Origin of the sequence: Cytobacillus oceanisediminis (assembly GCF_007830235.1) — a bacterium.
In the GTDB taxonomy this organism is placed as follows: domain Bacteria; phylum Bacillota; class Bacilli; order Bacillales; family Cytobacillaceae; genus Cytobacillus; species Cytobacillus oceanisediminis.
Genome location: NZ_VLKI01000007.1, coordinates 191,631 through 214,007, shown reverse-complemented (window position 1 = coordinate 214,007; position 22,377 = coordinate 191,631). Strand labels below are relative to the sequence as shown.

Sequence of the window (22,377 nt, the reverse complement as noted above, 5' to 3'; positions counted from 1 at the left end):
TATAATTACTCTCCTTAGTGAAAGATTGTTTTGACTTTAAAAATCACTTCTGACTAAGATGAAGTCAAATTAAAAAGCCAACGCATGTTTTTCTGCATCTAATATACCTTTGCGAATAATTTCATCTGCTTTATCTCTGTCAAAGTCATGTCCTTCCACATACAATACTTCCACATCATCTATACCTATTATATTAAGCACTTGTTTTAAATATGGATGACTATGATCCATTTTCGCAAAAGGTCCATGTGAGTAAATTCCACCACTTACTTGAATGAGAATAGCTTTTTTACCTTTTAAATGTCCAACAGGGCCATTCTCCGTATAATGAAATGTTTTTCCTACTACTACAAAGGAATCGATAAATTCTTTTAATCGTGGTGGAGTTCCCCAGTTCCACATAGGAGATACAAATACATATTTGTCAGCGTTCGCTATCATGTCTGTAAATGTATTTAAAGCATTTATTTTTTCTTGTTCTATTTCATTCAATTCTGAAAAAGAAATTCCGTCTTTACGCATTTTTCCCCAACCGTTAAGGACATCGTAATCTATTATTGGAAAGTCTTCTTCATATAAATTTATTTCTCTAATCTCGTCATTTTTATGAGAATGGCGATAAGCTTGCAGAAAAGCTTGCCCTACTCTATGACTAACTGAATTTTCAACTGATTTTGGATTAGCAGTAATGTATAGAACTTTCGCCATGTTAAACCAGACTCTCCCCTTATGTAAAATTGAAGGAAATGTCAAATTAATGATTAATTTAACATTTCCTTTCTTTGGTCAAGTGTTCTTTATTTAGCAGCTAATCTTGAAGCAGCTTCTTCAACTTCTTTATATGCTTTTTCTAATACCTCATTTGGCTCTAATAAAGCAGTTCCTTGTGCGCGAATGATTTGATAATCTTCAATCCCAAGGAAATTGAACATTGATTTCAGGTATTTATGGGAGTATTCAACTTCTGTATACCAATCATCATTTGTATAGACTCCTCCACTTGCTTGTATGACAAGCATTCTTCGTCCGTCTTTAAGGAGGCCCACTGACCCATTTTCAGTATATTTAAAAGTTTCACGTGCGATCATGATATTATCCATATAATCTTTTAACTTTGATGGAATATTAAAATTATGCAAAGGTAAAACGATGACATACGTATTTGCATTTTTAAATTGTTGCAAGATTTCGGACATACGCTCCGTTACTTTTTGTTCTTCGAAAGTTAGTTCTTCTTTTCGTTGTTTTTCCCATGCACTTAAAACCGTTTGATCTACCATAGGTACTACATCACTGTAGAGGTTAATCTGTTCAATTGCTTCGATATCGGGGATTAATTCTTTATAAGCTTTCAAAAAGTAGTTAAAAACCTGTAAGCTAATTGAAGAGGTATCATCTACTTTTGGATGTGCGTTAATGATAAGTGTTTTGTTCATTGGTATTTCTCCTTTAAAATGGATTTTAAGTTCTAATTAACGATTAATTTAATCGGCGATTAACATTGTCAATAATATATGCTATAATTATTTTTGTCAAATGAATATGATTTACCCAACAGAGATTTCTTTTATTTGACTAACACTCTAAATACTTCTAAGATACAATTTGGTAACCCTTAAAATCAAAAGCAGGTGAGTTTATATGCAATATAGTGTCGGAGTTGAATATGCTTTACATTGCCTGGTTTATTTAATTGATGTTCCTTCAAAGGAAAGTGTTGGGATAAAAGATTTGGCAGAATTCCAAGGACTTTCTGAGACATTTCTTTCAAAAGTTTTTGGTAAATTATCTAAGGCTGGCATTGTAAATTCTGTACCTGGTGTAAAGGGAGGATATAGGTTATCTAAGTCCCCAGAAGATATTTCCTTTTGGGATGTTGTTGAAGCAGTTGAAGGTCCTAAGCCCATTTTTCAATGTAAAAATATTAAAGACAATGGCTATTTGTATAGAGAAAACTGTTGTACAGCCCCCTCCTCTTGTACCATCAATTTAGTTATGCTTTCTGCGGAAGAAAAAATGCGTGAAGATTTACGCAGTAAGACACTTTTATGGTTAAACGAAGAGCTTGATCGTGTCTTACCCAAACAAATACGTGAAAATACTAGGAAGTATTTTTCGAAGAGCAACAAATAAAACAAACCTCTCATAAAATTCCTAAATTAAAGGGGATTCCAGAGAGGCAAGACCACTTAGTCCGCAAGATGGAGGCTGACTCAAAAGGTCGTTGAAAAACGACTCTTTTGAGTCAGTTTTTTGTTTTTGAAAGCATTTTTTTCTCGTTTTCGGGTTATTTATTCAAAAATAGAAGAGATATCTCCACTAATCTTTCATTATTTTAACTTTGTTTTGTCTAAGTTCATCCCACTTTTTCAAATTGTGGGCAACACAAATAAGACCCCATCCGTGGTATTTTGGGATAGGCCTCTTAGAGAAAACCGGTTAAATTTTCTGTTGTGTTTAATTTGTCCAAAGACAGGCTCAACATCTATTTTTCGGCTTCTGTACTTTTTATTGCCTTCTTCAGAGGCAAGCCTTTCTCAAACTTCTTGTCGCTGCTTTTGATTTTCGATAGAGACCTGAACAGTCTTTGCGTCTTTATCTTTAGCACATAGCGTTTGAAACGGACAGCCTTGACACTCGGTACAGCTATAAGTTCTTTTAATCGATTTATACCCATTCTCTGATTTTCTTCGTGAAGCATATTGAAAAGTAAGGCGCTTGCCGTTTATACAAATCCATTCATCCAGCTCCTCATCGTAACTCATGTTTTCAACTCGTCCGACTTGTTCTTTCCATTTCTTCGTGGCTTCCTTATCAAATGTACTGTATTTAATATAGGCTTCCATTTCCTCCTTTTCACAATAGGTATAGTTTTCTTCGCTGCCATAACCAGAATCTGCAATAATAGACTTAGGCTTTGGACGGTTATATTTTTCTAATACATTTAAATGAGGAATCAAGCATTCTGGATCTCCAGCACGCTGATGAAGACTGAATCCCACAACGAATTGATTTTCGGTCCCGATTTGACAGTATAGCCAGGCTTCAACTGGCCGTTTTTCATATGATCATCTTTCATCCGCATGAAGGTAGCGTCTGTATCGGTTTTAGAGTAGCTGTTTCTCCCTTCAAATGTAGATTTCTGCTTTTCATACTTTTGTTTTCTTGGTAGAAGGTCTTTCTCTAACTGACGCTTTGCTTTTTTAATGGTCTTATTCTTAGGATCCTTTTCTAGACGCTTTTCTAATTTCTTAACTGTTTCAGCTATTTTCTCAGAAGAGATCGGGGTTTCTTCCAGCTTTTCCACTAGATCTAGTTCTTTTTCTGCTTCTTCGTCTTCCTTTGTAACCTGTTCAATCTGAAAGACCAGCTGCTTAAATTTTTCATCAAGCATCTGATCATATTTTTCAGTAGATTTTCTCCAAACAAAGGTATACTTGTTCGCGTTAGCTTCAATCTTGGTACCATCAAGAAAGTACTCTTCGAATTTTACATAACCTTCTTCCCGTAAAAGATCCACAATGGAAAAGAATGTTTCATAAATAACATCTTTCATGCGTTCGGAACGGAAGCGATTAATGGTGCTGAAATCAGGCTGTTGCTCTCCGGAGAGCCACATGAAAATAATGTTCTCGGTCAGCTGTTTAGCAATTTGACGGGAAAAATAAATACGGTTTGAGTAAGCATAAAGAATAATTTTCAACATCATCTTAGGATGGTAGGGAGGTCTTCCGCCTCCAGGATAAAGGGATGTAAAGATAGTAGGATTCATCTGATCGACTGCGAAGTCGATCAAACGGGCAAGGTGTTGTTGGGGGATTAGCACCTGAATATCCATTGGAAGTGCTAATTGATTCGTGTTATACTCTTTATACATAAGAAAATCGTTCCTTTCTCGGATAATTGTGTTGTGGTGACTTAATTATACCAAAAAGGACGTTTTTCTTCTTTTTTTACCTTAGTATTAATGCTGATATTGATTCTTGCACCCTGTTGATTGGAGCGGAAGGGGCGAGACTCCTGCGGGAGAAGCGAGTCAACGGGAGACCCCGCAGGTGCGAATGCACCGAGGAGGCTCCCGGACCGCCCGCGGAAAGCGAGTCCCTGGAGCGGAAATCAACAGGCCTATTTTATAGAGAAAAAAAGAGGGTGCCCGAAAGTTATACTTTTGGGACACCCTCTTTTCATACTTTCATATTTAGAATTACAATTTGAATCGAGAAACAACCACTTGAAGTTCTTCGGCAAGCCTCGAAAGCGAACCAGCAGATGACGAGACTTCTTCCATTGTGGCAAGCTGCTCTTCTGTCGCAGCCGAAGTCTCCTGTGAGGCAGCTGCATTTTTTTCGGAAATCACTTTCACATTTGTAATCACTTCAAAAATTTGACTGCTCAGTGCGGAAAGCTCTTCAACTGAGGATGAAACTTCCTCTACCTTGCCAGAAACCTCACCCATTGAATGGGCAATTTCTGCAAAGGCGACACTGGCTTCACTTGTATCTTCCAGCCCATCTTTTACCTGCTCATTCCCTGTTTCCATTGCCCGGACTGCCTGCCTGGTTTCCTCCTGAATCAAACCAATCATTTCCTGTATTTGATCAGCGGATTGTTTGGAACCTTCAGCTAATTTCCGAACTTCATCAGCCACGACAGAAAATCCTCTTCCATGCTCTCCTGCTCTTGCTGCTTCAATAGCAGCATTAAGAGCAAGCAGATTTGTCTGCTCTGCAATATTAGTAATGAGCTCCACAATATTGCTAATTTCTTTGGAGCGGGATTCAAGCGTATGAATATACTGAGTGGCATTTCCTACAGAGGTATTTATTTCATTCATCTGCCTTACCACATTATCAACTGACTTTGTCCCTTTTTTCGTAAGTATCTCTGCTTTTTCTGCTGCTTCAAGCATCAGCTCACTGCTGGAGGATATGTGATGGATACCTGATGCTATTTCCTCCACAGTGGCAGAGACCTCGCGGAAACGGTGAAGCTGCTGTTCAGTACCCAGGGCATTATTTTGCGAAATTTGGGCTACCTGTTCTGATGCAAGTGAACTTTGTTCAGCGCTGGCAGCCAGTTCTTCACTGCTGGCAGCCACTTGTGCAGAGGTATCTCTAACATGGCTGACCACAGACCGCAAATCCTTTACCATCTTATTTAAGGATAAAATAAAAGCGCCAATCTCATCGCGATTTTTTACTTTTATTTCTTCCTGGCTTAAATCTCCGCTTGCAACCTTATCAATGGTTTTAGCGGCCAAGTTAATCGGACGGGAAATCATCCTGCTGATATAATAAGCAATAAACATTGCAGCGACTATTGCTGCAAGCGTAATGGCCAGTACGAAAACCTGAACAAATTTAACATAGTCTGTTGTCTCTTCAATCCCTGCATTTAACTGTGATCCATAAAACTTTACGAGTTCATCCGCTTTTTGATTAAACTCCTTGCTTACCTGCTTGTCAGAAGTTTCAACTAACGACATATAGGCAATATTATCTTCCAATTTAAATTTAATTTCTTTATCAATAATGCTTTGGTAACGGTTATGGAGAACTTCAAGCTCTTTAACCAGCCCCTTCTCCTCATTTTGATCCGTCACTTTATGTAATTGTTCAATATGATGCTCCATTCTTTTTCGGGCACTTTCATAATCACTAAGATAAGTAGAATCCCCTGTTAATAAATAACCGCGAATTCCTCCAGCTTCATTCATCAGCTCAGCCTTTAAAGTTTTAACAAGAATAACTTCAGAAACATTCCCATCTATTAATTTATTATAATTTCGATTAACGTTTCCAAGTTCATAGTTAGAAAGACCGGCCACCAATCCAAATAAAAAAAGGACTGATAAAAACCCTAGGAACAGCTTCTTTGCAACGGTAAATTTCATTAATCATCCTCATTTCCTGCTGTGATAGGAGTTTATACTTATAATTTAACACGAACACTAATGGTAAGTCAGGTGCTTTTTACCTATTAAATCATTTATTTACAGAAAATTCTTCCCCTTTCGCTAATTTTCTCATTTTAGAACATAAAAAAGCCGTTAATCCTGCTTACAGATTAACGGCAACTATGCAGACCAAAGATCTTTAGGGAGGAGATCTTCTATATTAGTGTATTAATTATTACTGGAATGGTGTGGACAAACCCCTCCGCTATTTTCTTATTTTGATGCATTCTCTATATGTTTCTTATATTTTTTTCAGGTACCGGGCTTTTTTGATGGGTACTCATCAAATGATAAATTTTAGGAACACTTTGAAGAATTACGTATTATTTCAAGTGTTCCTCACTTCAGTGTCTTGTAGGATTAACAGGAAATTCTGAAAAGTACACCACAGGAAAAAACAGCACTCTTTTATTTAACGGTGCTGTTCCCTTCCTGCTAATAGGCAAGACTCTAAATTGATCGTGAATGCCTCTAAATCTTCAAAACTTGAAATATCTCTATCCAATAATGGCAACAGCAGCACTCTTTTATTGGCAAATACATCTTGAATCTCATGTAGATATACTTTTTCGTTTTCTCGGCGCTTCTCCATAAATTGCCCGTCTGCCTTATCTGGAATTACTTTATTCACGACCAGAGTATGTACATGGATTTTATGCTGATAAAGTGTTTCAATCGCCTTTTTCGTCTCTAGAATAGGGAGCCGTTCAGCATTCAAAACAAATAGATATTCTGTTTGATTGTGATTAAGCAGGTAATCTCGTACCTCCATAAATCTATCTTTCCGTTCTATCAACTTTTCATAGATTGGATCTTCAACTGGTTCGCCGTCATTCATCCATTCTGCGTAATTCTTGTTTATTTTTTTCCGCCGATCTAAAAGACCATCCATCCAGACTCCCATTAGCTCAGGAAGAGTTAGCAAGCGAATTGTATGGCCGGTTGGTGCCGTATCAAACACAATGCTGTCATATTGATGAATCGTTTCCAGAATAAGTGATGTAATGCGGTCAAACAAAGCAGCTTCTTCCGCCCCTGGCGACGCAGCAGCAAGGTCTATTTGTCTATGGACTTCATCCAGCATTGTGGATTTGACAAGTCCTTTGATATTATCTTTTACTCCATTGATATAACGGAGTGTTTCCTTCTCTGAGTTAATTTCAAGAACATCCAGACTAGTCCGGACAGATGTAATTTCTCCATACATATTGATATGAAATAAATCTCCTGTATTATGAGCAGGATCAGTCGAAACAAGGAGGACCTTTTTTCCTTGCTTGGATAGCAGCAGCGCAAGTGCTGCAGAGGTTGTACTTTTTCCGACTCCTCCTTTGCCGCCGACAAAATATATCTTCTTATTTAAAAAATCCAACATTTATTCCCCTTTCTAACAGCAGCGGATTCCATCAAGCGGCGACTTTTCCATGCCCATCCGCAAATGCCACTCGTGGAATCTCTCGATAATCATTGGGTACAGCTCCAGTGTGTAATAAAACGCTGGGTTTGGAAGCCCGAGCATTTCAGAAAAACAAAGAAGCATGAAGAGATCCTCTTCATCTCTCAATTCTCTTGCCAGTTCAGTCCTGTGCGGCTGTTTGAGGATTTCATCATAAAGGGCAATCGCTCTTTTCATCTTTTCCATTAGGCTCATGCTGCTGCTCCTTTCAAAATGACAATAGAGACCGGGTCACCCCGGCCTCCATAACTTTACATGTCCTGTGTCAAAGTTGGTGTATGATCTTTATTGAATGCGCTGAAGGCTTCTACAATGATCCAAAATACAAAGATTAGAATCATGCCGCCAAGAATGAAAAGCAGCATGTTAGCATCTGATGAACCGTAACCAGACCACTGGAATACGACTTGCTGAATCATAGCCCAGACGGTCATGAAGAATACGAATACCATTGGGATAAAAGTCACTAGGTAGTTTCTTCCCTGGCGCTTCAGCCAAATGGAAATCAGCAATAAACTTATGCCGGCAAGAAGCTGGTTGCTTGTGCCAAACAGCGGCCATAATAAATATCCGCCTGAGCCGAAACCATTTGGACCTTTTGGCAGCAGAACCAGCGCGGCACTGGAAGCCACAGCAATCGTTGTTGCCACATGGGTTTTTGTTAATGGCTTTAAATTGTATTCGCTTCCAATTTCAGCAATGATATAGCGCATCAAACGGACAGAAGTATCAAGTGTTGTAGCTGCGAACGATACAACGATAACCGATACAATGGTGCTGGCAATGTCTGCAGGTATCCAAACCCCGGTTGCTAATTGGGCAGCCCCTTGAATGAAGACTCCTAAACCGCCGGAACTTGCTGCAGCAAAGCTCGAGTATGTGGATAAAAATTCACCCTGAGTAGAGAAGAATGTAACAACCGCAATAATTGCGATTAAAGCAAGAACACCTTCTCCTACTGCGCCAAGATATCCGACAAATCGGGCATCTGTCTCTTTATCAAGCTGCTTGGAGGATGTTCCAGAAGAAACGAGTCCATGGAAACCGGAAATCGCACCGCAAGCAATTGTTATAAATAATAACGGAAACCAAGAAACATCAGATGCAGCAGCATTTGTGGCCGGTGCTGTTACCTTCGGCTGCAGGAACACCAACCCTAGGTAAAGAATTAGCAAACCTACAACAAGCTGATGGGAATTAATATAATCACGAGGCTGCAAAAGCTTCCATACCGGCAGTGTCGATGCAATATAACAATACACCATTAAAACAATAATCCAGATGAAGAAAGCCATCGCCACACCATTCAATCCAAACAAAACATTGTTTTCGGCACCGCCAAAATAACTGACCAAGTCAATTTGCAAGGCAGGAACGCGGCTAGCCAAAACAGCTGTACCATACATGACTGCCAGTGCAATCAGAGATGGAACCAGCATGCTTGCTTTTCGCTTATAAACGGCATATCCAATCCAGATGGCTAGCGGAATTTGGATGAAAACAGGCAGCACGCTTGCGGGAAACTTGACAAACAAATTGGAAATAACCCAGGCAAAAACAGCGTTTACCATAAGTACAAGGACTAAAATAATAAATAAGAACAACATCTTGGCGCGCTTGCCAATAAGCCTATTAGTAATAGTACCAACCGATTGGCCTTTATTGCGAACCGATAATACCAAGGTGCCAAAATCATGGACACCGGCAGCAAACACTGTTCCTAAAATAACCCAAAGGAACGCAGGCAGCCACCCCCAATAAACCGCAATTGCCGGGCCGACAATCGGTGCAGCTCCTGCTATTGAGGTAAAATGATGCCCCCAAAGAACCTTTTTATTGGTCGGAACAAAATCGACTCCATCCTTAAACTTATGAGCGGGTGTTACATAGTTCGGATCAAGCCTGTAAATCTTTTCAGCCACCCATTTTGAATAAAAACGGTAGCCTATGGCAAAAACAGTCATTCCAATGACAGCCAGCCAAATTGAATTCATAGATAAATCCCTCCTTTTTAAGACCTGATACTACAATCTTATGATAAAAAAAGGATTCCTATTAGTCAATAAATTCAGAATTTTAAAATGTGATTTTTGTCTATAAAAACCTTCCGAAAGGGCAAACCTAAAGTAAAAATGATCGGACGGGCATATCATGGATAAAAAAATAGTAAATTTACAAACATCGAAATCACTTGAAAAAATGAAAGAACTTGTAGATAGCCTTACATTCACTAAAAACTTTCGGTCAGCCTCTGCAGAAGAATGGTATTTGTTCCTTCCCGGCTTCCAGGACCCGCGTACAAAAGGCGCTGCTGGCAAAGCTATCATTCACTATAATCTTTATGGCACAAAAGAAATATTTATTAATACAACCATCATTTATGATGACCCATCCCTCCATCAGCCTGAAATGAAGTATATCGTCCAAGCCTTTTCGGAAGAAGTCATTAACAGGCTCGTCGGATACGCCGATACTCTCCTATCCGTCCATGCCGGAGAAAATTCATATGATACCGAGTATTTGGGTGGCTAGGAATATCAATTGACGTTCGAAGGTAATCAGAGAGTGGTTTACATAATATAATTATGGTGAAAAATTAATTAACTATACAAATGTGAGATACCTTCCACATAGCTGTGGACTCAATCCACTATCTTTAAATATAGGATTAAAAAAGACCTAACCTGAATTGAAAAGGTTAGATCTATACTATTATTTATATGAAACCAATTCAAATTGAAGATAAACATCCCTTAAAGCTGCCTGAATGGCCTGGCCTGCTTTCCCCCGGTAATGGAGTTGAACCCTTTCTATAAGTTCTTCAACCCCATCACCCAGACAATAACCTCTCAAGAGCTGGCGGATATACTCCCTTCCATGCTCGGTTGCAAGTGTACAGGATGAATCGACGATCACCCCGTATTTAAAGTCCAATTCCAACGTAATGGTAATGGAATCATATAAATTCCTGGCCGCCATTCCTTGTGGAAGTTTGGCATGCCCTGCGATGAAATATGTGTTCATTATTTGAATCTCCTTTTTTTGCTCTAATAAAGAGGAGTGAATAGCCGGCTATTCCAGAAGGTTATCTTAAAGGAAATAAACGAAACCAGTTCTTAATAATTAATGGACTGAGACTTCTTCAAAAGGCCAAGCCGGCAGCTGCTTTCGAAGCGGCTTATCCTCCCTGTAGCCCAGAGCGTATTCTCCTTGCATGATGGTATGGATTTCCCTGGTGCCTTCATAAATGACAGGAGCTTTTGAGTTTCTTAGGAAACGCTCGACTGGGTATTCATCTGAATATCCATATGCACCGTGAATTTGTACAGCATCATTGGCAGCTTCAAAAGCCGCATTGCATGAAATCCACTTAGCAAGGGAAGTTTCCTTTGTATTCCTTTTACCCTGGTTCTTTAGCCACCCTGCCTTGAAAACAAGCAATCTGGATATCTCTAAATTTGCACTCATATTAGCAATCATTTGCTGTACCAGTTGATGTTTCCCAATCTCCTTGCCAAAAGTTTTACGTTCGTGGCAGTATTTTAAGCTTGCTTCCAGACTTGCCTGGATTAATCCGACAGCACCAGCTGCAACTGTAAATCTTCCGTTATCCAGCGCAGACATGGCAATTTTAAAGCCTTCCCCTTCTTCACCAAGCCTATTGGATACCGGGACCCTAACATCTGACAAAAATACCTCGCCTGTGTTACCGGCGCGAATTCCCAGCTTGCCTTTAATTGCCTTTGATTCAACACCAGGAAAGCTGCGCTCAACAATAAAAGCTGTAATACCCTTGTGGCCTATATCATGTTCCGTTTTAGCAAAAATAAGAAAGTTATCTGCTGCATCACAAAGTGAAATCCAGGTTTTTGATCCATTTAAAATATAGGAGTCTCCATCCCGTATAGCTGTAGAATTCATGGCAGCAACATCTGATCCGGCATTAGGTTCAGTTAATCCAAATGCCCCAACCTGTTTGCCCTGTGCTTGAGGCACTAAATATTTTTGTTTTTGTTCCTCTGATCCCCACTGCAGCAAAGTCATACTATTTAATCCGGTATGGACTGAAACTGCTGTACGGTAAGCAGTATCTCCCCGCTCCAATTCTTCACAAACAATAGCCAGTGTATTATAGTCCATCCCTACACCGCCGTATTCCTCAGGAATACACACACCCATCAATTGAAGCTCGGCTAATTTTTTTAAAATAGAAGGTTCAAAATGGCCTTGGCGGTCCCACTCCTGAATATTAGGGATAATTTCCTTATCTACAAACTTTCTTACTAATTTCTTTACACTCTGCTGTTCTTCAGTTAATTCGAAATTCATCATATTAATTCCTCCTAAATAATTTTATTTTGTTTAAATTCCTTGATTTCGTCCGGCTGGTACCCCATTTTTTCTAATACTGCTTCCGTGTGTTCGCCATAAAGAGGAGGATGATGCCTCATCTTCACTGGTGATTTGGATAGTTTTATCGGAGATCCTGTCAGTTTCAGGTCTTTAATTAATGGATGCTGCATTTCCACTACCATCTCTCTGGCTTTTATTTGTGGATCATCAAACATTTCTCTAACCGTATTTATTGGACCATTAGGAATCCCCGCTTCATCCAAAATCTCTTTCCATTCTTTTTTTGTTTTATTAGAGATCAGCTCTTCACAAATCGGAATCAGCTTTGATTTATTCTCCAATCTGTTCTCATTATGAATAAACTCATCCATTTCAGCTAAGTCTGGTCTGCCAAGAACAGCTGCAAATCGTTTAAACTGTTCATCATTCCCTACTGCTACAACCAGTTCTCCATCCATTGCAGAAAACACCTGGTAAGGAACAATATTAGGGTGCTGGTTTCCTAACCGGCCAGGTATCACTCCACTGCATAAATAATTGCTTGCGACATTAATTAATGAAGAAACCTGGCAATCCATTAACGAGATATCAATTTCTTGCCCTTCTCCTGTCTGAGTGCGATGGTGTAACGCTGACAAGATTCCTATACATGTATAGAGCCCAGTAAGTACATCAGCTATGGCTACACCTACCTTAATAGGACTTCCATCTGGTTCTCCTGTAATGCTCATAAGACCGCTCATCGCCTGAATAATATAGTCATAGCCTGGCAGGTCCTTATATGGCCCAGTTGAACCAAATCCGGTAATGGAAGCCATAATCAGAGTTGGATTCAACTCTTTTAAACTTTCATATCCCAAGCCCATTTTTTCCAGAGTTCCTGATTTAAAGTTTTGAACTACAATATCACTTGATGTGACAAGCCTCCGAAAAATTTCTTTTCCCTCTTCTGATTTTAGATTCAATGTGATGCTTTGCTTATTGCGATTGGCACATAAGTAATAAGCACTTTCTCCATTTACAAAGGGTGGACCCCAACCGCGTGTTTCATCGCCTGTTTTATAATGTTCTATTTTGATAACTTCTGCCCCCAGATCGCCAAGAATCATTGAGCAAAAAGGGCCCGCCAATACACGGGAGACATCAATAATCCGAATTCCCTCTAGTGCACCGCTCATACTCTCACCTCTTTCGTCCATTTAATAAACAAAAAAGAGCCAGCAAAACAGACAATGTCTTAAGGACATTGAACGCTTTACTGACTCTTATCCAAGGCTCGTCTTCCGGCAAGGAAGATCAAGTGAACAAAGCCAATTTTTTAAAATACACTTTTTAACAAAATTTCAAGCCGTACATGCAGCAAGAGAATTGCTGTCATCGGTTTGTTGAAACAATTATATTATATTTAATTGAATATTTCAATAATTATTTTAAGTATACCAGGTACCCATACCAGTTGGCTTAACTGGCATAGGGGCCTGGTACCGATTAAATTGCTTTCTTAAACATTCCCTCATACTGTTTGGAGGTTCTAAGTTCAATGGTTAATACCCCTTTACCGAAATGGGCTTTTACCAGGAGCGGTACACCAGTCGTGTTTTCGAATCTGAAGTCCTTGCCTCCGTAAGAGACAGTTGCATCCCGGCCTTTAGGAACGTAGCCTACTGTTACAGAATGATGGTGCTTTTCCACATAACTGACTCCGACTTTATCAACAGCATTGAATAAAGTCGATGATGTCTGGCAAATGCCGCCGCCAATACCCATAACAAGCTTCCCATTAATGGCTTCCTCTGCTGGCTGATACCCATGGGCTTCGTCACTTGGCCCAACTGTTGAATTAAATGAAAAATGATCCCCGACACCAAGAATTATATTATTGATTGCCTCTGCGGAAAGCTCAATGTTTTTCGTTCTTCCTGCAACACCACTATTGAAGTAGGTCGTATAAGAAGCAACTACAACTTCATCCAAGCCAGGAACATCCTCAGGATTATACCCGCTTTCTGTTACATAAAGCGGAAGTTCAACATCTCCTCCGCTAACTGAGGAGTCATGAATTTTCTCAACTAATTCACTTTCTTCCAGTATAATCTCAGGCTGACCCTTTATTACCTTTCCGTCAGGTCCTATTTTATCGAGAATCATCCTTTGATCGTAGCCTTGCTTTGTGTCTGTTCCTCTTGCTATTTCTCTGGCCCATTTTTCGAGTTCTGCTTTGTATTTCTCATCCTCGGATCCAAAGCCCATTTCCGCCGGTTTAAACGATTTTAGTATGGCTTTTGTTTTTGGATCGATTACATTAACGACGACTGGCTTTACTTCTTCTTTTTCTTTCCTCTCTTTAGCTTGCTCCTCTAACTTGGCTTCTTCCCGGGCTTCTTCTTTTGCCTGCTCCTCAGCCGTTTTCTTCTCTAATTCTTTTTCCTTCACACTTTCTTCCGCACACCCAGCTAATCCTATTAAACTACCAATCAACAATAGTGAAATTCCCCAATTTCGCTTACTCATTTTTCCCCCAGCTTTTCTTTATATTCTTCCTGTATCTCTTTTTAGGAAGTCGTTTCCATTTTCTTATTGTATTCAGCTTTAAGTAAAGGTATTCCTGCCCAACTGCTACTTGAGTTGTACCTTTTTTTTACATTTAAAAACGCCTGCAATTAAGCAGACGTTTTTAATTTATAATCCTCCGCACCCAGATTGATTATCCGGATTGTTTTCCGAGGTTCTGTTTTCTTCTTTTGAAACAGACTCCAATCCATACCCTGTAGAACTAATTTCTAATACTCCCTCACTTTGCCTATTTTTGAGGTCCTTCTCCGCTTCAGTCTGGCCATATTCAATATTGTCTTTATTCATCTCAAAAACCTCCAATCCTTTTTTAACCCTTTATACCCTGCAGCCACTCCTGATAACAATCTCTGCATAGTATTTCTTCCCTTTCACTATCCGCTACATCAAATGTAATCCTGTGCATATGATTACCCTCAATATCATCTGTACAATAAAAACACTTTTCACCCATGATGTACCCTCCATTGTTGAAAGTGTTTTTATTTTGAAACAGGGACATCATATTTATACACAAAAAGTACCAGGTACCTATATCAGTTGGCTTAGGTGTATAGGTGCCTGGTACCGCTATATTAAGAATTAACTGCTTTTTTCTTCTATATCCGTTTCGTCTTCGTATTTTATTACTCTGGCGATTTCATCATTCATATGTTTATTCGAGTATTCCGTTCCGTATTTCGACATGGATATTTTGTAAAAACAAAATCCCAGGATAATCCAGGCAAATACGATTACCCATTCGTATGGCCAAATAAGTGCTGAAGGCATACCTGGCATATAAAGAATACTTACGCCCAAAGACATAATAACCGCTATCCATCCGATTGATGTACCTCCTTGAAGACGAAAAGGCCTCTGCATATCTGGAGATTTTTTTCGCAAAATTACGAATGATAACGCCACCATAAACCATGCCACGACTAACCCAAGTCCGCCTGCATCCACCAGCCAAACTAGCGCAGGTCTGCCTAACAATGGAGCTGCTGTTGATAACACTGCAATTAATAAGATTGCTTTATGAGGGGTATTATATTTAGGATGGAGTTCACCTAAAGATTTCGGCAGCATGCCTGCCCTTGCAAGTGCATATATTGCCCGGCTGCCGCCAACATAAAATCCAATCCAGCTTGTTAATATTCCGCCAATACCCCCGAGGACAAGAAGATTGCCCATCATTTTACTATTGAAAGCTTTTGCCATTGCGTCAGCTGTAACAAGATTGGATTGAGCGATTTCTGAAGGACTTAACACTCGGGAAACGCCGAAAATTACTGCAATGTACCATACTATTGCAAAAATAACAGACACGATTAATAATTTCCCAATTTGTTTTTGAGGAAGGTTTATCTCTTCTGCTGCCTGTGGAATAACGTCAAATCCAACAAACATAAAAGGAGTCATAATGACAACCGTTAAAATGCCAGCCATGCCTTTTTCAAACAGCGGCTGCATATTTTGCCCGTTTCCTGAGAATGAACTGCCAGATATTAATAAGACACCCGCTATAAGAATTAATAATGTTAAAATAAACATAGCTGCAGTTGAAAACTTAATCCCCCGATAATTAATCCACGCGATAAAGATAGAACCTATAATACCTACACCTGCCCATGTGACCGTTACATCCCAATCAGCTATGGTGTACAAATATCCTTTACTATAATTAGGGATCAAATACTCAAATACAGTCGGCAGAGCCACAGCTTCAAATGCTACTACAGAAACATATCCCAAAATAATGGCCCATGTTGTAACAAAACTAGCAACCCTTCCCATTGCTTTAAAACTATAAACGTGTTCCCCTCCGGCCAATGGAAGCGCAGATGCAAGTTCTGCGTAAGTTAAACCAACGAATGTAACAAGCAATCCTCCAATGACAAAGGCAAGAATTGCACCGAGTGAACCCGCTTCAGTGATCCAAAGTCCCGTAGTAACAACCCATCCCCAGCCAATCATTGCACCAAAAGCCAAGGAAAGTACGTCTCGATTTCCAAGTGTTTTTATGAATTTCTTTTCACTCATTCATTTTCCTCCACTCATTTTTTGGATGTATAAAGATTGAACAAGCAAGAATGTCTATCCGAATATAAATAATATTCTGATAATTTTATCGGCTTAAGGGAGGGTGTCCCTAAAGTATAGCTTTTGGACACCCTCTTTTGATAAGGCAATAGCTCTATAAAATTTGGCCTGTTGATTTCCGCTCCAGGGACTCAGCGAACGCGGGCGATCCGACGCTCCTCGGTGCATTCGCACCTGCGGGGTCTCCTGCTGACTCGCTACTCCCGCAGGACTTTGAATAAGCATCCTCGAATAAACACCGCACGAAGAAAATGCGAATGCATTTTCGAGGAGTCTCGCCCCTTCCGCTCCAATCAACAGGGTGCAAAAACCCCGAGACAACCTAACCTGAAAACGGAATTTAAAAATACACTGGGCCTTCAATAACTAATTGGCAAAACTAATTAAACACTTTGTAATCTTAAACTCTTTTCAACAGTTTGAATAGCATCGGAAAAAATCATGATCATTTTTTCAATTTCTTCTTTTGTAATAATTAACGGCGGTGACAGCGCAATAATATTTGTACCCCCAAAAGTTACTGAGCGAACAATCAATTTTTGGGAAAGACATTCTTCAACCAGCTTTTGTGCAGCCATTTTCTCCGGTCCAAAAGGGATCCCCTGCTCCCGGTCCTCGAATAATTCAAAGGCACCCAGCAAACCTTTTGCACGGGATTTTGTCACGGATGAATGCTTCTCCGTCAAATACTTAAACCCTTTAATAAGTTCCATTTCCATTTTACTTGCGTGGGCCGCCAGATTTTCTTTTTCAATAATCTCAATATTTTTCAAAGCTACTGCACAGGAGGTTGGGTGACCGCTATAGGTAAATCCATGGAATAAAACATCGTCCGAAACTTCTGCAAGATTGTCTCTTAATCGTTCAGTTATCGCTACCGCTCCCAGTGGAATATAACCACTCGTAATCCCCTTCGCCATACACATGATATCAGGCACCACATTCCAATTATCTACACCGAACATTCTCCCTGTCCGGCCAAAACCGCAGATCACTTCATCAGCTATCATTAAAATTCCATATTGATCACAGAGATCCCGCACAGCTTCCAGATAACCATCTGGCGGAATAATGACCCCGCCTGCTCCTTGTATCGGTTCAACTATGACAGCCGCAATGGTTTCTGGACCTTCGTTTTCAATAATCCCTCTGATGCTTCTTGAATAGTCAGAATCATTCTTATCTCCCCATTCGCAATTCGTTTTGTGCGCTGCTGCATGAAGAAAATCAGGTGCCAAAGATGTTGTCATATTTTGAAATTGCTGAATGCCGGTTGCGCTTGTCGCTCCCATTGTAATTCCGTGGTAAGCCCGCTCTAATCCAATAATTTTCTTCTTCTCAGGCTGTCCCTTCATTTTCCAATAATGCCGTACAAGCTTAAATGCCGTATCATTTGATTCGGACCCTCCGGAAGTAAAGAAAAATACGTTCAAGTCACCTGGGGTTAAGCTTGCAAGCTTTTCTGACAGTTGAATAACCGTTTCGTGGGAAAGATTATTAAAAGATGAACTATAAGCAAGCTTGCCCATTTGCTGGCTCGCTGCCTCCCCAAGCTCTTTCCTGCCATGTCCTATATTTACATTCCATAACGATGCCAGCGCATCGATATATTGATCGCCATTTACATCCGTTAAATAAATCCCCTTACCCTCTGTAAAAATTCGTTTCGGGCCATTTTCCTGATGCTGTTTCAAAGAAGATGTTGGGTGCAAATAATGTTTTTTATCCAACTCCTGCAGATTCTTTATTTGTTCTTTATTATACGTGACCATTCCTTTTACCTCCTTATAATGGTAGATTCATATAAAAACTCTAAAAAAGTAAGATGCAAGTCTTATGCCAATGATTTGTATCTATTAGTTAAGGATTTATTTCTCCCAGGATAACAGTTAATAATGATTTAAAGCATTATTGATCATGCTCCTCTGCATTATTCTAAATATTACGAATTGTTGCTACCTGCTTATTATGCTATTATTTCATTATCAGTTATTAGAACTTCAATTTAAAAATGGAAGTGAAGATATGGAAGCAAGCGAACTTACACTTTACAAGTCTTTAAATCATGAATTAGAAACGATTATTAATACCTGTTTTGACGAAATTTTCGTGACTGACGGCAATGGAAAAGTACTGCGGGTCAATCCGGCAGGTGAGGTTTTTTATGGCATGAAAGCAAATGAAATAGTAGGAAAAAACACTGAAGAGCTAGCCAGAAAGGGACTGTTTTCCCCTTCGCTATTTCCTATCGTAAAAGAACGGATATCAATGATTCAAAGAACAAGAACTGGCCATACCATCCATTGTATTGGCAATCCATCCCTTGATTCTGAAGGAAATATTGAATTCATTATCTTTACTTCCAGAGACCTCACAGAGATCAGGCAGCTTCGTGATAAAATTGAGCGGACCGAACATTTATTAGAGAGTTTCCAAGAAGAACTTGAAGAACTGCGGAGATTTCAAAATAAAGGCCAGGAGGATTTTATCTCTTTTTCACCAAATATGCGTAAAATAGTGAAAATGGTAGAAAAAATTGCAAAGGTAGATTCCACTGTTCTTGTAACAGGAAAATCTGGTGTTGGAAAAGGTGTCATCGTATCTTTAATACATAAAAAAAGCAATAGAAGCAGACAGCCCTTTATTCATGTTAATTGTGGGGCAATACCCGAATCTCTCATTGAATCCGAACTTTTTGGATACGAGCCCGGCGCTTTTACAGGTGCAAATAAAGATGGGAAAAAGGGATTATTTGAAGAGGCTGATGGAGGTACTTTATTTTTGGATGAGATTGGCGAAATGCCGCTTAACCTTCAAGTTAAACTTTTGAAAGCTCTGCAAGAAAATGTAGTTCAGCGGCTCGGAGGTTCCAAACCAATACATATCGATACAAGAATTATAGCTGCAACTAATAAAAACTTAGATTCAATGGTGGAGGAAGGTGCATTTAGAGAAGATTTATACTACAGATTGAATGTCATACCCATTTACATTCCCCCATTAAGAACGAGGCAAGAGGATATTTCCTATTTAATGGATTATTTCTTAGACAAATTTAATAAAAAATACGGCTCTTCTACCTATCTTTCTTTGGAAGCAGAGAATCAATTAATTAACTACAGTTGGCCAGGAAATGTAAGAGAATTGGAAAACTTAATGGAGCGCCTGGTAGTTACCGCTGATAAGAATGAAATCCAAATGATAGACTTGCCACAAAAAATCATAAACTCCAGAAATGATTGCTCTCAATATCTTGTACAGATCAATGACATTTGCCTATTAAAACAAGCACAAGAAGAATTGGAAGAACAATTAATCATGAAGGCTTATAAGAAATATAAAAGCTCCTATAAAGTTGGTGAGGCACTGGGAATAAATCAATCTACTGCTTTCAGAAAGATTCAAAAGTATATTAAGGATTAATGAGGTACAGCGTTAGATATATAAAAATCTCCTGGCTTTATAGTCAGGAGATTTTTATAGTAACATATTAAGTCTACTAAGTCAGCGAGATTCTGCTTTTTCTTCTGTATTTTGGATCGTTTTATCTTTAAGTAGATTCTCAATCTTCGCCTCATCATATCCAAGCTTCTCTAAGATGTCTTTCGTATTCTCTCCCAGCTTAGGAGGTGCTTGTTTAACCTCTGCAGAGGAATTGCTTAACTCGAAAGGCAGCCGTGGTAGCTTGAAGTCTTTGATACTTGAATGCGGAACTTTTTTCCACATATTTATTGCTTCTGCTTGCTCATCCTCTACAACTTCTGAAATCTTTTTCACCTTTGAACTTGGTACTCCAGCCGCTGCCAAAAGCCCCACCCATTCATCAGCAGGCTTGGATTGAAGAATATTTTCAATAGCCACTCTTAAATTCTCACGGTTTTCAACTCGTTTGGGGTTAGTCTCATATCGCGGATCTGTAACCCATTCCTCTTTCCCAAGCACATTGCATAAGCGCCTAAATAAGGAATTATTCGATATTCCAATCATAACAGGTGCATCGCTGGCATAAAAAGCCCCGTATGGTGCAAAAGCAGTATGGCCGGCACCATTTTTCTTAGGTTCCTGTCCGGTTGCAAGCCAGGATAGCATGTGGTAGCCCACCCAAAAAACGCCTGTTTCGTAAAGTGAAGTTGTGACCAATTGCCCCTCACCTGTTTTTTCTTTATGAAGGAGTGCAGAGATTATACCAATTGCTCCCCACATCGCACTTCCCTGGTCAAGAACCGAAACTGGCACCCTCGCAATCTCTGACCCTTCTGCTCCATTAATTCCGATAATGCCTGAATCTGCTTGGGCAATCGCATCATACCCGGATCTTTCACGCAAAGGTCCATCCTGTCCATAGGCAGACAAGGAACAATAAACAAGTGAAGGATTAACTTCTTTTAATTTTTCATATCCCAGTCCCATTTTCTCCGCTTTTTTATAACGGAAATTCTCTACAAACACATCAGCTTTTTCAACAAGATCATATACAATTTTGCTGCCATTTTCCTGTTTCAGGTCTATAACAATAGAATTTTTATTTCGATTAATATGGAGAAAATATACGCCTTCCCCTTCCCAAAAGGGCCCCATCCCCCTTGAGTCATCTCCAGTATCCGGCCTCTCAATTTTTATGATTTCAGCACCTAAATCAGCGAGAATCATTGTTAAACTAGGTCCGGAAATGTTTGTCGTTACATCCACTACTGTTATACCTGTTAACGGTCCTGCCATCCTGGTTCCCCCTTTTTTAAAGAGAAGGCCCTTCTGATAGGGCCCTCTGGTCTGAAATGATTAATAAGAACGCGGCAAACCAAGAACATGCTGTCCTACAAAGCTCACAACCAAATTATTTGATATAGGTGCTACGATAAACAATCTTGCTTCCCTAAACTTTCTTTCAATATTGTATTCTTTAGCAAAACCATAACCGCCATAAGTGTCCATGGCTGCATTTGCTGCACGCCAAGTGGCTTCAGAAGCAAGGTATTTTGCCATATTCGCTTCTGCACCGCAATCTGCTCCTGCATCAAACATTTCTGCTGCTTTATCCCTCATTAATTTTGCAGCCTGGATATCCATGTAACCTCTTGAAATTGGAAATTGAACACCTTGGTTCTGCCCGATTGGCCTGTTAAAAACAACACGCTCATTGGCATATTGAACGGATTTATCAACGAAATACATGCCATCCCCAATTGATTCAGAGGCTATTAAAATACGTTCTGCATTCATGCCTCCCAATACATAGCGGAATCCCTTGCCTTCCTCGCCAATCAAGTTCTCGACCGGAATTTCGGCTCCTTCAAAAAAGACTTCAGTTGTCGCATGATTGATCATGGTATCAATTGGGCGAATATCTATCTTATCTGCCTGCTCTTTCATATCAAGGATAAAGAGACTCAGACCGTCCGTTTTCTTTTGCACCTGGTCTTTAGGTGTTGTTCTTGCCAGGAGCATCATTAAATCTGAATGCTCAGCACGGGAGGTCCAAATCTTTTGTCCATGTACGATATACTTGTCTCCCTTTCTCTCTGCAAATGTTTGAATGCTTGTAGTATCACTGCCTGCTGTCGGTTCAGTAATCCCAAAGGCTTGCAGCCTCAATTCACCGCTTGCAATTTTGGGAAGAAACCTTTGCTTCTGCTCCTCATTGCCGTGACGCAGCAATGCTCCCATTGTATACATTTGCGCGTGGCAGGCACCTGCATTTCCGCCTGAACGATTGATCTCCTCTAAAATGATTCCGGCTTCTTTCATTCCCAGGCCTGCTCCGCCATATTCTTCAGGAATGAGCACAGATAGCCAGCCCTCTTCTGTTAAAGCTTTTACAAATGCTGTCGGATAGGCATCTCTCTCATCAGTATCTCTCCAATATTCTTCAGGAAAGCGCTCACATAAAGTGCGAACGCTTTTACGGATCATTTCGTGTTCAGTATTTTCCTTTGTTTTTGTATTTGCCATTTCGATT

At 39.7% G+C, this 22,377-nt stretch carries 19 protein-coding genes and 1 pseudogene; 3 read left to right on the top strand and 17 right to left on the bottom strand.

What is annotated here, in order from left to right; all coding sequences use genetic code 11:
- Positions 1-69: 69 nt before the first annotated feature.
- Together IQ19_RS14060 and IQ19_RS14055 are read right to left on the bottom strand one after the other, a co-directional pair.
- Positions 70-708 (bottom strand): FMN-dependent NADH-azoreductase, encoded by a 639-nt coding sequence (locus IQ19_RS14060; protein ID WP_144543026.1) that lies wholly within the window; start codon positions 706-708, stop codon positions 70-72.
- A gap of 89 nt (positions 709-797) precedes the next feature.
- Positions 798-1,436, bottom strand: coding sequence for an FMN-dependent NADH-azoreductase (locus tag IQ19_RS14055; protein WP_144543025.1), 639 nt, complete (start codon positions 1,434-1,436; stop codon positions 798-800).
- A gap of 205 nt (positions 1,437-1,641) precedes the next feature.
- Between IQ19_RS14055 and IQ19_RS14050 the strand changes: the two genes are divergently transcribed.
- Positions 1,642-2,133, top strand: a complete 492-nt coding sequence (locus tag IQ19_RS14050) for an Rrf2 family transcriptional regulator (RefSeq protein WP_144543024.1) — start codon at positions 1,642-1,644, stop codon at positions 2,131-2,133.
- 186 nt (positions 2,134-2,319) lie between these two features.
- Here IQ19_RS14050 and IQ19_RS14045 read toward each other — a convergent pair.
- From IQ19_RS14045 to IQ19_RS14020, 5 genes and pseudogenes are all read right to left on the bottom strand, one after another.
- Positions 2,320-3,877, bottom strand: a pseudogene (locus tag IQ19_RS14045) (IS1182 family transposase).
- A gap of 327 nt (positions 3,878-4,204) precedes the next feature.
- Entirely contained in the window at positions 4,205-5,893 is a 1,689-nt protein-coding gene (locus tag IQ19_RS14035; RefSeq protein WP_144543022.1) for a methyl-accepting chemotaxis protein, read from the bottom strand.
- Positions 5,894-6,368: 475 nt separating this feature from the next.
- Positions 6,369-7,331 (bottom strand): ArsA family ATPase, encoded by a 963-nt coding sequence (locus IQ19_RS14030; RefSeq protein WP_415802971.1) that lies wholly within the window; start codon positions 7,329-7,331, stop codon positions 6,369-6,371.
- A gap of 12 nt (positions 7,332-7,343) precedes the next feature.
- The gene (locus IQ19_RS14025) at positions 7,344-7,607 is read right to left on the bottom strand and encodes a cory-CC-star protein (protein ID WP_144543021.1); all 264 of its coding nucleotides are present in this window, start codon (positions 7,605-7,607) and stop codon (positions 7,344-7,346) included.
- A 56-nt stretch (positions 7,608-7,663) separates the two neighbouring features.
- A complete protein-coding gene (locus IQ19_RS14020; protein ID WP_144543020.1) occupies positions 7,664-9,406 on the bottom strand; it encodes a carbon starvation CstA family protein in 1,743 nt (580 codons plus the stop codon).
- A gap of 157 nt (positions 9,407-9,563) precedes the next feature.
- Between IQ19_RS14020 and IQ19_RS14015 the strand changes: the two genes are divergently transcribed.
- Entirely contained in the window at positions 9,564-9,944 is a 381-nt protein-coding gene (locus IQ19_RS14015; RefSeq protein ID WP_144543019.1) for a hypothetical protein, read from the top strand.
- A 180-nt stretch (positions 9,945-10,124) separates the two neighbouring features.
- On the opposite strand, the gene IQ19_RS14010 is transcribed toward IQ19_RS14015, so the two are convergent.
- From IQ19_RS14010 to IQ19_RS13980, 8 genes are all read right to left on the bottom strand, one after another.
- On the bottom strand, positions 10,125-10,436 hold the full coding sequence (locus IQ19_RS14010) for a DUF3870 domain-containing protein (RefSeq protein WP_144543018.1): 312 nt from the start codon (positions 10,434-10,436) through the stop codon (positions 10,125-10,127).
- Positions 10,437-10,535: 99 nt separating this feature from the next.
- A complete protein-coding gene (locus IQ19_RS14005) occupies positions 10,536-11,741 on the bottom strand; it encodes an acyl-CoA dehydrogenase family protein (RefSeq protein WP_110066938.1) in 1,206 nt (401 codons plus the stop codon).
- Positions 11,742-11,755: 14 nt separating this feature from the next.
- Positions 11,756-12,943 (bottom strand): CaiB/BaiF CoA transferase family protein, encoded by a 1,188-nt coding sequence (locus IQ19_RS14000; RefSeq protein WP_144543017.1) that lies wholly within the window; start codon positions 12,941-12,943, stop codon positions 11,756-11,758.
- Between the two features lie 310 nt (positions 12,944-13,253).
- The gene (locus IQ19_RS13995) at positions 13,254-14,276 is read right to left on the bottom strand and encodes a VanW family protein (protein ID WP_144543016.1); all 1,023 of its coding nucleotides are present in this window, start codon (positions 14,274-14,276) and stop codon (positions 13,254-13,256) included.
- 168 nt (positions 14,277-14,444) lie between these two features.
- Positions 14,445-14,624, bottom strand: coding sequence for a hypothetical protein (locus IQ19_RS13990; protein ID WP_144543015.1), 180 nt, complete (start codon positions 14,622-14,624; stop codon positions 14,445-14,447).
- Between the two features lie 22 nt (positions 14,625-14,646).
- A complete protein-coding gene (locus tag IQ19_RS28110; RefSeq protein ID WP_181396092.1) occupies positions 14,647-14,790 on the bottom strand; it encodes a hypothetical protein in 144 nt (47 codons plus the stop codon).
- Positions 14,791-14,918: 128 nt separating this feature from the next.
- Complete coding sequence (locus IQ19_RS13985) at positions 14,919-16,361, bottom strand: APC family permease (RefSeq protein ID WP_144543014.1); 1,443 nt, start codon at positions 16,359-16,361, stop codon at positions 14,919-14,921.
- A gap of 443 nt (positions 16,362-16,804) precedes the next feature.
- Entirely contained in the window at positions 16,805-18,193 is a 1,389-nt protein-coding gene (locus tag IQ19_RS13980; RefSeq protein ID WP_144543013.1) for an aminotransferase family protein, read from the bottom strand.
- 253 nt (positions 18,194-18,446) lie between these two features.
- Between IQ19_RS13980 and IQ19_RS13975 the strand changes: the two genes are divergently transcribed.
- Positions 18,447-19,844, top strand: coding sequence for a sigma-54 interaction domain-containing protein (locus IQ19_RS13975; RefSeq protein WP_144543012.1), 1,398 nt, complete (start codon positions 18,447-18,449; stop codon positions 19,842-19,844).
- An 81-nt stretch (positions 19,845-19,925) separates the two neighbouring features.
- Here IQ19_RS13975 and IQ19_RS13970 read toward each other — a convergent pair whose 3' ends face one another.
- On the bottom strand, positions 19,926-21,140 hold the full coding sequence (locus tag IQ19_RS13970; RefSeq protein WP_144543011.1) for a CaiB/BaiF CoA transferase family protein: 1,215 nt from the start codon (positions 21,138-21,140) through the stop codon (positions 19,926-19,928).
- A gap of 60 nt (positions 21,141-21,200) precedes the next feature.
- A complete protein-coding gene (locus IQ19_RS13965; protein ID WP_144543010.1) occupies positions 21,201-22,370 on the bottom strand; it encodes an acyl-CoA dehydrogenase family protein in 1,170 nt (389 codons plus the stop codon).
- Positions 22,371-22,377: the final 7 nt, after the last annotated feature.

Bases quoted from the DNA above. Each gene is read 5' to 3' on its own strand.
- IQ19_RS14060 (WP_144543026.1), bottom strand. From the start codon at position 708: ATGGCGAAAGTTCTATACATTACTGCTAATCCAAAATCAGTTGAAAAT.
- IQ19_RS14055 (WP_144543025.1), bottom strand. From the start codon at position 1,436: ATGAACAAAACACTTATCATTAACGCACATCCAAAAGTAGATGATACC.
- IQ19_RS14050 (WP_144543024.1), top strand. From the start codon at position 1,642: ATGCAATATAGTGTCGGAGTTGAATATGCTTTACATTGCCTGGTTTAT.
- IQ19_RS14035 (WP_144543022.1), bottom strand. From the start codon at position 5,893: ATGAAATTTACCGTTGCAAAGAAGCTGTTCCTAGGGTTTTTATCAGTC.
- IQ19_RS14030 (WP_415802971.1), bottom strand. From the start codon at position 7,331: ATGTTGGATTTTTTAAATAAGAAGATATATTTTGTCGGCGGCAAAGGA.
- IQ19_RS14025 (WP_144543021.1), bottom strand. From the start codon at position 7,607: ATGAGCCTAATGGAAAAGATGAAAAGAGCGATTGCCCTTTATGATGAA.
- IQ19_RS14020 (WP_144543020.1), bottom strand. From the start codon at position 9,406: ATGAATTCAATTTGGCTGGCTGTCATTGGAATGACTGTTTTTGCCATA.
- IQ19_RS14015 (WP_144543019.1), top strand. From the start codon at position 9,564: ATGGATAAAAAAATAGTAAATTTACAAACATCGAAATCACTTGAAAAA.
- IQ19_RS14010 (WP_144543018.1), bottom strand. From the start codon at position 10,436: ATGAACACATATTTCATCGCAGGGCATGCCAAACTTCCACAAGGAATG.
- IQ19_RS14005 (WP_110066938.1), bottom strand. From the start codon at position 11,741: ATGAATTTCGAATTAACTGAAGAACAGCAGAGTGTAAAGAAATTAGTA.
- IQ19_RS14000 (WP_144543017.1), bottom strand. From the start codon at position 12,943: ATGAGCGGTGCACTAGAGGGAATTCGGATTATTGATGTCTCCCGTGTA.
- IQ19_RS13995 (WP_144543016.1), bottom strand. From the start codon at position 14,276: ATGAGTAAGCGAAATTGGGGAATTTCACTATTGTTGATTGGTAGTTTA.
- IQ19_RS13990 (WP_144543015.1), bottom strand. From the start codon at position 14,624: ATGAATAAAGACAATATTGAATATGGCCAGACTGAAGCGGAGAAGGAC.
- IQ19_RS28110 (WP_181396092.1), bottom strand. From the start codon at position 14,790: ATGGGTGAAAAGTGTTTTTATTGTACAGATGATATTGAGGGTAATCAT.
- IQ19_RS13985 (WP_144543014.1), bottom strand. From the start codon at position 16,361: ATGAGTGAAAAGAAATTCATAAAAACACTTGGAAATCGAGACGTACTT.
- IQ19_RS13980 (WP_144543013.1), bottom strand. From the start codon at position 18,193: ATGGTCACGTATAATAAAGAACAAATAAAGAATCTGCAGGAGTTGGAT.
- IQ19_RS13975 (WP_144543012.1), top strand. From the start codon at position 18,447: ATGGAAGCAAGCGAACTTACACTTTACAAGTCTTTAAATCATGAATTA.
- IQ19_RS13970 (WP_144543011.1), bottom strand. From the start codon at position 21,140: ATGGCAGGACCGTTAACAGGTATAACAGTAGTGGATGTAACGACAAAC.
- IQ19_RS13965 (WP_144543010.1), bottom strand. From the start codon at position 22,370: ATGGCAAATACAAAAACAAAGGAAAATACTGAACACGAAATGATCCGT.